This is a genomic window from Algoriphagus antarcticus (genome assembly GCF_002150685.1).
Classification (GTDB): Bacteria; Bacteroidota; Bacteroidia; order Cytophagales; family Cyclobacteriaceae; genus Algoriphagus; species Algoriphagus antarcticus.
Genome location: NZ_MSSW01000017.1, coordinates 78,051 through 92,333, shown reverse-complemented (window position 1 = coordinate 92,333; position 14,283 = coordinate 78,051). Strand labels below are relative to the sequence as shown.

15 protein-coding genes and 1 pseudogene are annotated in these 14,283 nt (G+C 38.9%); 7 read left to right on the top strand and 9 right to left on the bottom strand.

Features of this window, described 5'->3' with window-relative positions; genetic code table 11:
• Window positions 1–8 precede the first annotated feature (8 nt).
• The 8 genes and pseudogenes from BVH04_RS08430 to BVH04_RS08390 all read right to left on the bottom strand — a co-directional run bounded on the left by BVH04_RS08430 (window position 9) and on the right by BVH04_RS08390 (window position 7,110).
• Window positions 9–386, bottom strand: a complete 378-nt coding sequence (locus BVH04_RS08430; protein WP_086541030.1) for a hypothetical protein — start codon at window positions 384–386, stop codon at window positions 9–11.
• Entirely contained in the window at window positions 352–1,422 is a 1,071-nt protein-coding gene (locus BVH04_RS08425; RefSeq protein ID WP_086541029.1) for a TolB-like 6-bladed beta-propeller domain-containing protein, read from the bottom strand. The genes BVH04_RS08430 and BVH04_RS08425 overlap by 35 nt, the downstream gene beginning before the upstream one ends.
• A gap of 287 nt (window positions 1,423–1,709) precedes the next feature.
• On the bottom strand, window positions 1,710–1,976 hold the full coding sequence (locus BVH04_RS08420) for a hypothetical protein (RefSeq protein WP_086541028.1): 267 nt from the start codon (window positions 1,974–1,976) through the stop codon (window positions 1,710–1,712).
• A gap of 327 nt (window positions 1,977–2,303) precedes the next feature.
• Window positions 2,304–3,137: pseudogene (locus tag BVH04_RS26070) on the bottom strand (ISL3 family transposase).
• 492 nt (window positions 3,138–3,629) lie between these two features.
• Window positions 3,630–4,760 (bottom strand): 6-bladed beta-propeller, encoded by a 1,131-nt coding sequence (locus BVH04_RS08405; protein WP_086541025.1) that lies wholly within the window; start codon window positions 4,758–4,760, stop codon window positions 3,630–3,632.
• A 63-nt stretch (window positions 4,761–4,823) separates the two neighbouring features.
• On the bottom strand, window positions 4,824–5,105 hold the full coding sequence (locus BVH04_RS08400; RefSeq protein WP_086541024.1) for a hypothetical protein: 282 nt from the start codon (window positions 5,103–5,105) through the stop codon (window positions 4,824–4,826).
• A gap of 111 nt (window positions 5,106–5,216) precedes the next feature.
• Entirely contained in the window at window positions 5,217–6,209 is a 993-nt protein-coding gene (locus tag BVH04_RS08395; protein ID WP_086541023.1) for a glycosyltransferase family 2 protein, read from the bottom strand.
• Window positions 6,202–7,110, bottom strand: a complete 909-nt coding sequence (locus BVH04_RS08390; RefSeq protein ID WP_086541022.1) for a hypothetical protein — start codon at window positions 7,108–7,110, stop codon at window positions 6,202–6,204. The genes BVH04_RS08395 and BVH04_RS08390 overlap by 8 nt, the downstream gene beginning before the upstream one ends.
• A 678-nt stretch (window positions 7,111–7,788) precedes the next feature.
• Here BVH04_RS08390 and BVH04_RS08385 point away from each other — a divergent pair.
• From BVH04_RS08385 to BVH04_RS26345, 7 genes are all read left to right on the top strand, one after another.
• Window positions 7,789–7,971 carry a hypothetical protein gene (locus tag BVH04_RS08385; RefSeq protein WP_086541021.1) on the top strand — a complete coding sequence of 61 codons (183 nt, stop codon included), beginning with the start codon at window positions 7,789–7,791 and terminating at the stop codon, window positions 7,969–7,971.
• 351 nt (window positions 7,972–8,322) lie between these two features.
• Complete coding sequence (locus BVH04_RS08380; RefSeq protein ID WP_086541020.1) at window positions 8,323–9,105, top strand: phenylalanine 4-monooxygenase; 783 nt, start codon at window positions 8,323–8,325, stop codon at window positions 9,103–9,105.
• Window positions 9,106–9,515: 410 nt separating this feature from the next.
• On the top strand, window positions 9,516–10,112 hold the full coding sequence (gene hisH, locus BVH04_RS08375) for an imidazole glycerol phosphate synthase subunit HisH (protein ID WP_086541019.1): 597 nt from the start codon (window positions 9,516–9,518) through the stop codon (window positions 10,110–10,112).
• Window positions 10,113–10,224: 112 nt separating this feature from the next.
• The gene (gene hisA, locus BVH04_RS08370; protein ID WP_086541018.1) at window positions 10,225–10,941 is read left to right on the top strand and encodes a 1-(5-phosphoribosyl)-5-[(5-phosphoribosylamino)methylideneamino]imidazole-4-carboxamide isomerase; all 717 of its coding nucleotides are present in this window, start codon (window positions 10,225–10,227) and stop codon (window positions 10,939–10,941) included.
• Between the two features lie 348 nt (window positions 10,942–11,289).
• Window positions 11,290–12,045, top strand: a complete 756-nt coding sequence (gene hisF, locus BVH04_RS08365) for an imidazole glycerol phosphate synthase subunit HisF (protein WP_086541017.1) — start codon at window positions 11,290–11,292, stop codon at window positions 12,043–12,045.
• A gap of 129 nt (window positions 12,046–12,174) precedes the next feature.
• A complete protein-coding gene (gene hisIE / locus BVH04_RS08360) occupies window positions 12,175–12,810 on the top strand; it encodes a bifunctional phosphoribosyl-AMP cyclohydrolase/phosphoribosyl-ATP diphosphatase HisIE (protein ID WP_262481364.1) in 636 nt (211 codons plus the stop codon).
• A 73-nt stretch (window positions 12,811–12,883) separates the two neighbouring features.
• Window positions 12,884–13,018, top strand: a complete 135-nt coding sequence (locus tag BVH04_RS26345; protein ID WP_262481362.1) for a hypothetical protein — start codon at window positions 12,884–12,886, stop codon at window positions 13,016–13,018.
• Between the two features lie 35 nt (window positions 13,019–13,053).
• Here BVH04_RS26345 and BVH04_RS08355 read toward each other — a convergent pair whose 3' ends face one another.
• Window positions 13,054–14,226, bottom strand: a complete 1,173-nt coding sequence (locus BVH04_RS08355) for an ATP-binding protein (protein WP_086541015.1) — start codon at window positions 14,224–14,226, stop codon at window positions 13,054–13,056.
• Window positions 14,227–14,283 lie beyond the last annotated feature (57 nt).

Below are 14,283 nucleotides of genomic sequence, written 5' to 3'. Positions count from 1 at the left end.
TGCCCATCTCAAGTCATAGCTGCCCTCCTTTCTAGAGATAGTGTACTAGTTGGCTCTGTGGTCGGATGTATTGTTGACTTATCAATATTGGTCTTTGCGATCAGGTAAGCAGGTCGCTGCTTGAGCTCCATATACATTTTGCCTATGTATTCTCCGATCACTCCCAGCACTAGTAGCTGTATTCCGGATAGGAATACAATACTCGCTATCAGCCAGGCCCACCCCGGCACGGTCATGCCGAGGAATACGATGCTGATCGCATAGACTCCATAGCCGAAAGCCAGTAATGCAAAGAACAGCCCTACTGCCAGTGCAAAACGCAATGGTTTAATACTGAAAGAGGTGATGCCATTACTTGCCAGATTGAGCCAATTCAGATATTTCATCTAAATTATACTTAATTATTTCTTCTTTTTCTGTCATTCCGTAAAGTGTATTACTATTAGAGTCAATATCAAAATGAATAAGTTTTTCTTTTGTTTTAAGTTTGCAGATCGGATTACCTTCCCAGTCTAATATGTGAATAACACCAGGATTATCTCCAGTAGCCCATTCTTTTCTGCTTTGGTTAGCATAAAGGCCAAATATGTAAGAATCTGTTTGCCTTAAGTCTACATAAAATTCATTTTTATAGGGCATAAGTGTTTGCGACACTTCATTGATTGAAGGTCTGTTGTTGTTATTTGCTGTTATTGCTAAAGAGTTATTTGGATTATTTATGTCATATATATTTATTTGATCCATAAACATCATGGCACCAGCATATTTAAGTTTATTTTTATTAAAGCTAGTAATGGTGGTCATTATATATGAGTCTGATTGATTAATAAGGCCTGAAACTAGTGCTGTATCAGTGCTTATAATTTTTTTATCTTCATAAACCGAATAGATTTGGTTAAGGTTAATAAAGTCTAAATTATCAATGAATACTTTATTATCAGTGATTTTATATGCTCGATATATTTCAGTAGTTTCACCTAGTGAAATAGTGTCTTGAAAAATATCTATTCCTTGATTAAAAGACTGTGTTAGATTATAGTGAAAGAGTCCTTCTCTTGCCTTGTCATAAAATGTGAGTAGGAGGTCATTATCTTTTTTTTCATAAGAAAGAGGTTTTAATACATTTTGAAATTCGTTTGGACCTTCTCCTTTACGTATAAATTTTTTATCCCAATTATAGTCATTTGTTGATATTGCATGATATAATGTTTCGCTTTGAGGTGTTACTAGGATTATAAGTGTGTCGAATATTATCAAATTATTTGAAACAAACGCATCTATCTCTAGCTCTTCTCCTTTTAGTTCATATGTCTTTTCAAAAATTATATTATTGGGTTGTATTTTTTTGAATATATTATTATTTTTATTATTACACCCAAAAACAATCAGCATAATAAGATATAAGTATGATAGCGATTTCATTTTATTACTATAAATTTGGTTAGGGTTATTAATTATTATGGGGATATTCTTGCAGTTTTATTTTTAAGATCAAAAGTTTATATATTTGATTTTTAGATCTAAATTTTATTTTTATTCATTGCCCTTTTTATTAGAGAGTCGAAATTTCATTAATTGATTGTGAAATTTCATTTTATTGTAAATTTTTTTCTTGGCTTACATGGTTATTGAATTCTGGTTGTCTATGTATTTGAACATAATACCACCCATACCTCTAAGATGTTGGAATGGGTGGTAGTTTTATCTATTTAGTAATTTGGAGTGCATTGACTTCCAAAATGATACCATGGTGGAATACCTGTGGCGAGGTAACAAGGTGAACATGCCACAGATTGTCCATCGAATCCCTCCAGAATACTATAACATTGTATATTGAGGGAACTTGTCTGGGCTATCGCCGCATTATCAATATTGATAAAAGGATCTGTAAGACTCAACTTCACATTCAGGAATAGCGCTATAAAGAATATTCCCACAGCAGCTGTTCTAGCGATTTTTTTCAATTTCGTATTCATGTTTTTTCAATTTTGATTTGAAGTTTATTTTGTTGATTGTGGTCTTTCGTGACCATTGACGTGCTTATCTTATTCGATTAGTTTAAGAAAAGAAACTTTGCTAGGTCTGCTTCAAATCATCGCTGTCCTCCTTTCTTGAGTTGGTGAACTAATTGACTCAGTTATCGGATTGACCTCTGACCTAACTATATTGGTCTTTGCGATCAGGTAAACAGGTCGTTGCTTGAGCTCCATATACATTTTGCCGATGTATTCGCCTATTACTCCCAGCACTAGTAGCTGTATTCCGGATAAGGGTAGAGTAATTTTTAAGGTTCTACCCTTAAGTTAGTGGGGATATAGATCTAAGCCACCATGGAAAAACAGCATTGCGCTTCTAAAGTTGGCAAAGGTTCGATAGCCTTTTCCTACTGTTTTGAGTTCTTGAATTTTGCCATTTAGTCGTTCAGCCATTGCATTGCTTAGATTCATTATGAATGCATTTACCACTCCGGAAATATGGTTGTTAAACGTCTCTACTACTTTATCTATTTCCTTTATTTTTCTTCTCTTCGAGTCAGCTGTCCATTTGTTGTATAGTGTCCAAGCGAAAAGTTTTCCGCAACTGAACAGATCTTTGAAGTTTTCTCTTACTTGCCAAGCCTTGCTAACCTCATAGTTCGCACCGGTAATTTCTTCAAACTTAATCCGTTGTTTCTCTGTGAGGTTTTCTGAATTCTTAAGTAAAGCATAGCGTGTGTTTTTTAGCTCGTCATGCTATTTTACTTCTCTTCGGCGCACTTGATCGATAGCCTTATTGAGGTACATGATCAGATGAAACCGATCGTGCGTGATCGCAGCATTGGGAAGCAGCTCCTCCGCTGAATTGATATATGCGGGCCACATATCCATACTGATTGTGGTTACCTGCCCAAGTTGTGTTTCGGTTAATGTTCTATTAAATAGTGACTTACAAGCCTCCTTTGTTCGATCTTCTTCCACATCAAGTACACAGCCAGACCCGGGATGACTCAGGACAGTGATGTACTGATGACCCTTCTTAAAGGACTTTTCATCAACACTTAATTGATCAAATACCAGCTCTGTATAGTTTCTTCTCTCCATGCCTCTTTTTGTGCTCAGGTGCATGATCCGATTTACCACATTGAAGCCACAGCGCATAATTTGAGCTGTTTTGGTTTGATTTTTACTCGCCTTGAGTAAGTCTATTACCGCATGCTCAAACAGGAAGGTATGACGCTCGTACCCAGAGGCCCAGTTGGGCTGAACAGTCTTTACTTTACCCTGAGAAGTAATAATCCGAGGCAGTTCACACTTGATATAAGTTTTGTACTGCATCGTGTCCAAGTGCCTCCATTTACGTGCCGGCGCGTGATCGTAAATTTTGCAGAGTTTACCAGTATGGGTATCTTCTAACTGCTCCGACAAACAGACTATTTGGATAGAAATTTCCTCTTTAGAAAAATCTGTGTCAACCGATTCGACTACCCATCCATCTTTTAAATCTAGTATTCTTGTGAAAAGATTCTCCGTAAACATCTTTTTGCTTAAAGATAGCTATTCCATTAAATTCGTGGTAGAACCATTTTTAATAGAAAGTTGTATGTTATTCTCATTAATACTTTATGAGTAGTATATATATGTATTAAATAGCTATCTAGTCTCTTTAAACTTGTACTTCAAAAGTATGGGATTGGGTTCATGATTTTTTTGAATCATATTCTTCGCATTAAATGTAGTATTTGCGTTCTTTAATACTTTTTCAAGATTTTCTTCTGATGTATACGAAATATATCCATCTACCAAATAGTGGATAGTCAAACTGTGTGTATAGTTGTCATAATATATCTGATATTTATTACTTACTTTATTGTATAGCATAGTTCCAAAATTATTTTTAAAATAGAACTGTGCGAATATTGTCGATTCATAATCAAAATAGTTGTATAATGATCCAAAACCATTTACTATATTATATTCGTATTGATCAATAAATTTCTGATGTGGATCACCTATTACTAAGGTTCCTGACTCGAAGGTATTTCCCCCGAAGTCCCAAACATATTGTAAAGTGGCTCCCTCCTGCTTAATGCTATAAATAGAATTGATAAATGGAACACAATAAAATTGTCCTGTTGAACTATTTGCTAATGGATTGTTTAGCATAGTTCCTCCAAATGACTCAAATATTGATTGTGGCATTGATAGTTTGTTTACATAATCTTTGCTTGATCTTGAATACAACCAAAGATTGTAGTTTCTATCATTACTACAATATAAAGTTATGATATCTTTGTCTAAATATTCGAATTTGTTAATGCTAGAAACTTCTTGTATTTCAATCGTTTCCAACCATGAAAAATTTATATCATAAATATAGAATAAGCCATATATAGAAGTAAGTTCTATATTACCTGAATATGGATTTATATTGAAATCAGAAATTGGGAAGTATTCATCTGGTCCTTCACCTAATTTGTCTAGTTTTGAAATATACTTTCCTTTTGAATCAAATTTGTAAATAATGTTAGTTTTTTTATCAAGAACTAAGTATTGACGGTCCTGAAATATTATCTTATCTATACTGCTTAACATAGATTCGCTGTTAAACTCCAATGGTATGACTTCAACTTCCTTAAAAATATTTTCCCACTTATTAGAATCTAATTTGTCCAAGTTCACTTTTAATGTCAAATATGACGTATCAATACTTTCTTTTTTTTTGCACGCCCACAGAATATTACTCACACATATTGCGAAAATTAGCAGATGAATCCGTTTCATGATTTGTCTTATTTAAGCACAGGGGTAAGCAAAATTTGCGTTACCCTGTGCTTCTGTGAAATTTTATATACTGCAATATTCGAATTCATAACCTGTGAACTCACAATAGAAACATATCATCCCATTTTCATACTTTGTCTTCATTGTATGACAATTTCCAGTTGCTGGCCATCTTGGACATGTAACTCCACCGCCTCCCCCAGAACTACTCGTAGTCTGTGCGATGGCAGCATTGTCAATATTGATAAATGGATCTGTGAGACTGAATTTCACATTAAAGAACAGTGCCATAAAGAATATACCTACAGCAACTGTTTTTGCTATTTTTTTCAATTTCGTATTCATGTTTTTTCAATTTTGATTTGAAGTTTATTTTGTTGTTTGTGGTCTTTCGTGACCATTGACGTGCTTATCTTATTCGATTAGTTTAAGAAAAGAAACTTTGCTAGGTCTGCTTCAAATCATCGCTGTCCTCCTTTCTTGAGTTGGTGAACTAATTGACTCAGTTATCGGATTGACCTCTGACCTAACTATATTGGTCTTTGCGATCAGGTAAACAGGTCGTTGCTTGAGCTCCATATACATTTTGCCGATGTATTCCCCGATTACTCCCAATACAATTAGCTGTATTCCGGATAGGAATACAATGCTCGCTATCAGCGAGGCCCAGCCGGGGACTGTCATTCCCAGAAATACCATGGCTATGGCATAGATCCCATAGGCAAAGGCCAAGCAGGCGAAAAACAATCCTCCCGCCAATGCAAAACGCAATGGTTTGATACTGAAAGAAGTGATGCCATTACTTGCCAGGTTTAGCATTTTCCAGATACTGTATTTTGTTTTGCCAAATCTTCTGTTTTCCTCCCTGTAATAGATGACCCCCTGCTGATAGCCTATCCAGGAAAACATGCCTCTCAGGTACAGATTCTGACTTTGAATGCTTCGTATGATATCGGCTACCTTTCTGTCGATCAATCGGAAATCTGCCCCGTTGGGAACTACGGTATGGTCTGCCAGCCAAGACAACAGAGTGTAATAGGCAGTTGAGCTTAGTCTTTTGAAGGCAGAGGCTTGCCCCTCATTTTTGCAGACTGCGGTGACGATGTCATTTCCTCTTTGCCAGAGGGTGATCATTTCCGGGATCGCTTCTGGTGGTTTTTGCAAGTCAGCATCTATCGTGATGATACAGTCTCCTACGGCATGGTCTATTCCTGCTTTGAGCGCCGCCTGATGACCAAAATTTTTCGAGAAGGAGATATACCTCACCGGATGATTACTTAATAGGACTGTCTCTATGGCTAGTTGTGTACCGTCATCACTTCCGTCATTGACCAAGATGACTTCATAGCTGAAGAGCTTCAGCGCCTGCGCTACCCGCGATAGGAGAGGAGCTATATTTTCAGCTTCGTTATAACAAGGGACGACTAGGGACACTAGGAAATCATTCATTTTCTATCAGATTAAAGAGTTCGGGTTCCTGTGATTTTTGTCTTAACTTAATGATTTCGTTCACGTTACCATTTGCAGTCTCACTGTCTTTCCAGTCCGCCGTTCGTATATAAGTATGGACACCCAGAAAAGTAAACCATGCAAATCCCAACACAAGTAGCATAGTTTTGCCAGTGGTAGGTAAGCTAGTAAGCCATAGATCCACCTGCCAAATCAACACCATAGCTATTCCTATTATACTCAAGTACATATAGCGATCTGCTGTGATGACAGTTCGTGGCAAGGGAATAATATGCAGTACTAAAAGTAGGTTGATAAGGAAAAAGAGAAATCCAACTAGAACCAGCTTGTTTCCTTTGCGATACATATCCCAAACAAAGTAGCCCACTATACCCACCAATGCGATGTTTCCATACAAGTACAGCGGAAGCTGCTCACCCAGCCCTATGGGGAATGGATGGAAAAAATAGAGCTTGACAGGTGCCAGAAAGCGGAAGATGTATTCGGTAAAACTGTAGAAGCCAAATACTGCTCTTTGGTACAATGGATATCCATCCGGATTGATTGTTCCGATATTGTTGGTCCATGAAAAATACCAGAAACCCAATGCCATCAGGAATAGTGGAATTTTTTCAAGCAGAACTCTGGAGGTAAGCATACGCTTCCAAGTCAGCCCGGTGTACCTTCCAAATGCATAATCGAACAGAATTAAGTTCAATGGAAGAATGATAGCCTGTTCTTTGGATCCAAAACCCAACAGGAAAGCTACAGCAGTGATGACTAACCAGCCGTAGTGTGCAGATTGTATGTAGCGAATGTAGCAGTAGAGGGCTGTCAACGTGAAAAATCCGTAGAGCAGAATTTTCGATGCGCTGATCCAAGCTACTGACTCTAACTGCACCGGATGTATGGCAAAAGATCAATGCGGTGAAGAAAGCATAACTCCTGACGGTTGCATCCACTACTCGGGGCAATAAAGTCGGAAGCAGTTTTTTTGCAATCAAAAAAACCAGCGCAGTATTGCAGCAATGAATAAGGAGACATGCGGTATGGAATGCACTGGCATTCATACCGAACAGCTGGAAGATGACTAAATAGAATAGAGAGTTTACCGGGGAGAACTGCTGCTGCCAAAAGTGGGTCAAATGATAAAAAACGACTTGTAAAGAGGTCGAGTTGACCAATGGGTTCTCCAACACCTGCCAAGTATCGTCCCAAGCCAATTGGAAATCATTGGATAATGTGGGCAAGAAGGCAAAAACTGTGACCCCTGACAGGATTAAAAGAAGTATATATGAATTGACCCAAGTGCGTGACCAGGTGTGGGAAAGAGAGCTCAACCGATGGGAAATAGAATTGACCATGAGAAAAAAAACTTGTCATTAAAATTAAAAAAAGAAAGTTTAATTTAATCGGACAAGATCGGACAAGATCGGACAAGATCGGACAAGATCGGACAAGATTTATTTTATAGGCAAGAAAAATAGGTGAAATCTATAAAACAAGTTTGAAATCCACGGAATTACTTTTATTTTAGGTGAACCTCAATAACACCAACAATTCATTTTAACTACTTTTTATGGAGCATAAAGCCAAAACCCGACAGCAAGTCGCCGATGAATATGGTGTGTCTGCCAAGACACTTTCGCGCTGGATCAAGAGCCGAAACCTTTCAATCGAAAATGGCCTCCTCACTCCGGTAAATCAAAAAATTATTTATGAAGCTTTGGGTTTGCCTCCTCTTGCAAATAAGACAGCCTGATTTTTTGACCGTAAGAAATGACGACTTACCTTTAGGCTATGAATCCAACACCAAGAACCTACGTACATCACTCTTACCACTGTCTTCGATGAAGGGGTAGGATAGCTATGGTTTTTTGGTAAAAAGAATATAGAGGCCTATTCCTTTCAGGGGTAGGCTTTTTTGTTTCGTCATTGCGATACGCAAAGCGGAGAAGCAATCTTTAGTGTAACAAGTAGATGGCTTCCCTCCTCCGTCACTGCGAGACGAGGAACGAGGCGTGGCAGTCTGACAAGATTGCTTCTCCGCCTGTGGCGGATCGCAATGACGAAATAGAATAGTTAAGCAGAATACAGAATACACCCAAATACCATGAACACAAAACAAAAAAACTGGGTCTTCAGTGACCAACGACTCCAAAAGCTTAGGCAGGAGTATGAAACATACACCAAGGAAGATTTCAGCGTTTGGAAGATTCTCTTTGAGCGACAAATGCCAAATCTACCGAAAGCTGCTTCCAAAGCATATTTGGAAGGTGTGGAACTGGTCAAGTTTAGCGCAGATAAAATTGCCAACTTTGATGAATTGAATCAGGTTTTAGTGAAAAGTACAGGCTGGGCTGTTCATGTAGTTCCTGGTTTGATTGATGATGATTTGTTTTTTGGGTTGTTGAATAACAGACAGTTTCCTTCCTCTACTTGGCTTCGAACGATGGAGCAGCTCGATTACCTGGAGGAACCAGACATGTTTCATGACGCATTTGCACACATGCCTTTGCTGACGAATCAGCCGTATGTGGACTTTCTGGAAAACCTTTCTGGAATTGCTCTAAAGCATATTGACAATCCTTGGGCGATCCAGTTGCTAAGTAGGATTTACTGGTTTACGATAGAGTTTGGCTTGATTCGCGAAGAAGGTGAGTTAAAAATATACGGAGCGGGGATCCTAAGTTCGGCTGGAGAGACTAAATTCAGCCTTTCAAACGAACCTGCGCATCTGGCGTACGATGTTCGAAAGATTTTGAATCAGGAGTACTGGAAAGATCGCTTTCAGGATAAATACTTTGTGATCGAGAGTTATGAACAGCTTTATGAGTCGCTTGCTGAGATTGAGGAAGTGCTGGAGGAGATGTTGGTGAAGGGGTGTGAGGAGTAAGAAGTAGGAGGCGAAAAGTAAACTTTGTGAGAAGTAAGTAGTGAAGTGTGATCAGTAAAATTTGTTAGTGGTAAGAGGTGAGAAGTGAGCGGTGAACAGTAAAATTTGTTAGTGGTAAGTGGTAAGTAGTTAAGTGTGATCAGTAAAATTTGGGAGTGGTAAGAGGTGAGAAGTGAGCGGTGACCAGTAAAGTTTGTTAGTGGTAAGTTGTGAGAAGTGAGCGGTGACCAGTAAAGTTTGTGTGTGGTAAGTGGTGAGTAGTGAAGTGTGATCAGTAAAATTTGTGAGTGGTAAGTGGTGAAGGGTAAAGAGTAAAAGTTGTGAGAAGTATAAAGTAAAATGTAAAAAGTTGGATGACTGATGCTGGATGTTGACACCTGACATCGGGCATCTAGCACCCGACAATAAAAATGAAAATAGCAGTCATAAAATATAATTCCGGCAATGTGCAGTCGGTGCTCTACGCGCTACAGAGGCTTGGTGCAAATGCTGAACTGACGGATGATCCGGAAGTGATCCGAGCCGCAGACAAAGTGATTTTTCCAGGTCAGGGCGAAGCAAGTACTGCCATGCGATACTTGAAAGAGCGAAAATTGGATCAAGTGATCTCTGACATCAAACAGCCTTTTTTGGGTGTTTGCTTAGGTTTGCAACTGCTTTGTGAGCATTCTGAGGAAAATGATACAGAGTGTTTGGGTATTTTTCCAGTAAAAGTAAAGCGCTTTGTACCTGAAAACTCGCAGGAATTCAAGGTGCCTCATGTAGGTTGGAATGAATTAGAGAATCTTGCTGATAATCTACTTTTGAAAGATCTGCCTGCCAATCCTTTCGTGTATTATGTACACAGCTTCTATGCTGAACTGAGTGATTTGACGATTGCTCAGACACATTACATTCATGACTTTTCAGCCATGCTCCATCGGGATAATTATTATGCTATTCAGGCTCACCCGGAAAAAAGTGGATTGGTTGGGGAGAAGTTGCTCGCTAATTTTCTTTCATTATAAGAAATCGCCCTTGCCCCCTTTCGAAAGGGGGAGTAGGCTCATCCAAAGTTTCACCCTTGATAACCCAGCGAGTCTTGATTCTTAAATCTTGAGACTTAATACTTAATAAAACATGCAGATAATCCCAGCAATAGACCTGATCGGCGGCAAATGTGTTCGTCTTAGTCAGGGAGATTACAGCAGCAAAAAAGAATACCATGACGATCCTCTGGAAATGGCCAAGCGCTTTGAAGGAGTTGGAATTCAGCGCTTACATTTAGTAGATCTTGATGGAGCCAAAGCAAAAAAGATCGTGAATGCAGAAGTTTTGGAACGCATCTGTGCGGGTACTTCTTTGCAAGTTGATTTTGGTGGAGGAATTCAAGCAGATGAGGAAATCGAGAAAGCATTCAGTTTGGGAGCGAAGCAAGTGACTGGGGGAAGTATTGCGGTGAAAAACCCAGCATTATTTGAAGCTTGGATTGCTAATTACGGTTCTGAGAAAATTATCCTTGGGGCTGATGCTAAGAACAAAAAAATTGCTGTTGGTGGTTGGGAAGAGACAACTTCGGTGGATTTGATTCCTTTTATCAAAGACTATGTGGCCAAAGGAATTAGCTATGTGATCTGTACCGATGTGGCAAAAGACGGTTTGCTTCAAGGTGCTTCTGTTGATTTATACAAGGAGATTCTGCAAGAAATTCCTGGCGTGAAACTCATCGCAAGTGGTGGAGTTTCCTCAGTTGCTGATTTGGAAGGGTTGGAGAAAATCGGGGTTTATGGGACGATTGTAGGAAAAGCATACTATGAGGGAAGAGTGACGTTAGAGGAACTGGCGGCGTTTGTCTGATTTACGATTGACGAAATATGATTAATTGATTCTCTAACCATAATATCCAATTCTTACCATCCTTAAAGCCTAAAGATTGGGATAGTGGTTAACACTAGTTTTATGCGCCGTAAATCCAATATCGTAAATCGTAATTTAAAATGAACTTGCACTATTTACGAGTAAAGAAATACGATTGACGAGATTGAATTGATCCTCTAACCATAATCTCCAATTCTACCTTTTTGTAAGGCTAAATTGGAGATAATAGGTAAAGCATAGTTTAGGCGCCGTAAATCCAATATCGTAAATCGTAATTTAAAATGAAGAGCGCAGAATAATTAATTTTGAAGTTTTGAATACTATACCATGTTAACGAAGAGAATAATCCCCTGTCTAGACATAAAGGACGGCCGTACGGTGAAAGGAGTGAATTTCGTCGAACTCAGAGATGCTGGAGATCCGGTGGAGCTGGCGAAGATTTACTCTGACGAAGGAGCTGACGAACTGGTGTTTTTGGATATCACGGCTACGGTGGACAAGCGGAAAACTTTGGCTGACTTAGTAACAAAGGTGGCCAAAGCAATCAATATCCCATTTACTGTTGGCGGAGGGATTTCGACTGTGGAAGATGTGAAATTCCTACTTAATGCCGGAGCAGATAAGATTTCCATCAATTCGGCTGCCGTGCACAATCCCCAAATTATCAATGAAATGGCTGCAGAATTTGGTTCTCAGTGTATTGTGGTGGCAATTGATACCAGAAATATAGATGGAATTGACTTCGTGCATACACACGGAGGAAGGAAAGCAACTTTACTGAAAACCCAGGCTTGGGCTCAGGAAGTTTGTGATCGTGGAGCTGGTGAGATTTTGCTGACTTCCATGGATCACGATGGTACGAAAGCAGGTTTCTCAAATGAGCTTTTGGCGGAGATTTCATCTGCACTTCCCATTCCTGTTATTGCCTCCGGTGGAGCTGGGACGATGGCACATTTCAGAGATGTGTTTACCTTTGGCAAAGCCGATGCAGCTTTGGCGGCAAGTATTTTTCACTTCAAGGAAATTCCAATTCCTGAATTGAAAGGTTATTTGGGAAATGAGGGAGTGAGTATTCGGAAGTGAAATAACCTTTGAGGTTTCTCCCGATAGCTATCGGGACTCCTCGAACGTTTTTATAATGATTGATAGTTTTCTGAGGTTATTAGAGAAACAAAAAGTAGATATAACCAAGACCTTCCAGGTTTTCAAAACCTGGAAGGTCTAAAGAAAAGGTCTAAAGAAATAGATATGAATATTGATTTTGAGAAAATGGATGGGCTTGTTCCAGCAATTGTGCAAGATGCGATTAGTGGTGTAGTTCTGATGCAGGGTTATATGAACGAGGAAGCTTTGGCAGTAACCCAAGAATCAGGAATGGTGACTTTTTTCAGCCGTAGCAAAAACAGACTATGGACTAAAGGAGAAACCTCAGGTAATTTCATGGAGTTGGTAAGTATTACTGAAGATTGTGATGGGGACTCTATTTTGGTAAAAGCCAATCCTCGTGGGCCAGTTTGTCATACTGGGTCTGATACGTGTTTTGATGAAGTGAATTCATCTAAAACTGGTTTTATCGATCAACTCAGAGCTATCATCAAGGATAGGAAAAACAATCCTACAGACACCTCTTATACTGCTTCACTTTTTGCCAAAGGCATCAATAAAGTGGCGCAAAAAGTAGGTGAAGAAGCAGTAGAGATCGTGATCGAAGCAAAGGACGACAACAAAGAATTGTTTATGGGTGAGGCGGCAGACTTGCTTTATCATTATTTAGTATTGCTCGAAGCCAAAGGCTATGAGCTAGACGAGGTGATGGATGTGTTGATCGATCGGCATAAGAATAAGTAAGGCATTTGTGGTTGGTCTGTGAGGACACAGACCACGGTGGTGAGTAAGGTTTGGTCAGCCCAATGCAGTGGGTATGGTTGTTCTGTTAGGCACAGACTACGCTGATGAGAACGTGATCGAAGCTAAGGATGACGACAAGGAGGTATTTATGGGTGTGGGTACTATTTGGTATTGCTCCAAGATAAAATTTATTGGTTTGAGGAGATGATGGAGATGTTGATTGATACACTGAAAGAAACGTTCTCAATCAAAAAGGTGAACGATTTTTTGACAGTCAAACCATGGGTGAATTTCAACCCCAGAGCTTCTTTTTTGAGGTGTATTTCCACCATAGAAGATTGTTCCTCCAGATTCTTTCGAGATTTCTTCCCAGTAGCTAAGTCCTTTGAAATAGTCCGAAGTAATAGTTTGACCTGATTTAATTTCTATAGGATGGAGTTTATTTCCACTATCTATAAGTCCATCTAATTCGTGTCCTACATTATCTCTCCAGAAATACAGGCGATTTTCGACTCCTAAGTTATACTGAGTTTTTAATAAGTCACTTACGATTAGATTTTCAAAGAGATTTCCTTTGAGAGGATGCGTGTCCAAATGAGCTTTATTTCTAATTCCTAAAAGTGAAGATGCAACTCCAGTATCAATGAAATAGAGCTTTGGCATTTTGACTATTCGTTTATTAAAACTTCTGTGATGAGGGCGTAATAAGAAAATCACAAAACTACTTTCAAGCACACCAATCCACGAGCTTATGGTTTTATTGTCTACTCCGATTTCTATTGCCAGGCTATTAGCGTTCAATAACTGTCCTATCCTTCCTGCACAAAGCCTTAAAAATTTCTCAAATAGATTAAGTTGGAGAATGTTTTTAATCTGCCTTACGTCTTTTTCCACATAGGTTCTGATGTAATTCTGATGCCATCTTACAGGGTCTAAATTTTGATCATGTACAGGCGGGAAAAAGCCTTTAACTATTAGGTCACTATAATTCTCCTGAGATTCATATCCTTTAGGAATGATTTCATGTATTGCTAATGGTAGGAGATTGATGTACCCTATTCTTCCTGCCAAGCTTTGTGATATGGATTCTTGGAGTAGGAAGTTGTTTGAGCCGGTGAGTATGAAAAATCCGGGTTCATTGCTCTCGTCCAAAATTTGTTGCAGGTAAGAGAAAAGCTTAGGAACTCTTTGAATTTCATCCAGGATTGCTCCATTGGGGTAATTCGATAAAAAGCCTCGTGGGTCTTCATCAGCAAAAATACGCGTATCAGGATTTTCTAAACTGACATAATCTCTATGGGGAAATGTGAGTTTACACAAAGTCGTTTTACCTGATTGTCTTGGGCCAATTATACCTACACATTTAAATTGACTAGCAAGAATTTCTAATTCCTTTAGCGCGTCTCTATGAATCATCTTACAATTTAGGAATCTAATTCCTAAATTGTAAGATGATTCTTTTTTTTATAGAGA

Coding starts and splice junctions, on each gene's coding strand:
- BVH04_RS08430 (WP_086541030.1), bottom strand. CDS start 386: ATGAAATATCTGAATTGGCTCAATCTGGCAAGTAATGGCATCACCTCT.
- BVH04_RS08425 (WP_086541029.1), bottom strand. CDS start 1,422: ATGAAATCGCTATCATACTTATATCTTATTATGCTGATTGTTTTTGGG.
- BVH04_RS08420 (WP_086541028.1), bottom strand. CDS start 1,976: ATGAATACGAAATTGAAAAAAATCGCTAGAACAGCTGCTGTGGGAATA.
- BVH04_RS08405 (WP_086541025.1), bottom strand. CDS start 4,760: ATGAAACGGATTCATCTGCTAATTTTCGCAATATGTGTGAGTAATATT.
- BVH04_RS08400 (WP_086541024.1), bottom strand. CDS start 5,105: ATGAATACGAAATTGAAAAAAATAGCAAAAACAGTTGCTGTAGGTATA.
- BVH04_RS08395 (WP_086541023.1), bottom strand. CDS start 6,209: ATGAATGATTTCCTAGTGTCCCTAGTCGTCCCTTGTTATAACGAAGCT.
- BVH04_RS08385 (WP_086541021.1), top strand. CDS start 7,789: ATGGAGCATAAAGCCAAAACCCGACAGCAAGTCGCCGATGAATATGGT.
- BVH04_RS08380 (WP_086541020.1), top strand. CDS start 8,323: ATGAACACAAAACAAAAAAACTGGGTCTTCAGTGACCAACGACTCCAA.
- hisH (WP_086541019.1), top strand. CDS start 9,516: ATGAAAATAGCAGTCATAAAATATAATTCCGGCAATGTGCAGTCGGTG.
- hisA (WP_086541018.1), top strand. CDS start 10,225: ATGCAGATAATCCCAGCAATAGACCTGATCGGCGGCAAATGTGTTCGT.
- hisF (WP_086541017.1), top strand. CDS start 11,290: ATGTTAACGAAGAGAATAATCCCCTGTCTAGACATAAAGGACGGCCGT.
- BVH04_RS26345 (WP_262481362.1), top strand. CDS start 12,884: ATGGTTGTTCTGTTAGGCACAGACTACGCTGATGAGAACGTGATCGAA.
- BVH04_RS08355 (WP_086541015.1), bottom strand. CDS start 14,226: ATGATTCATAGAGACGCGCTAAAGGAATTAGAAATTCTTGCTAGTCAA.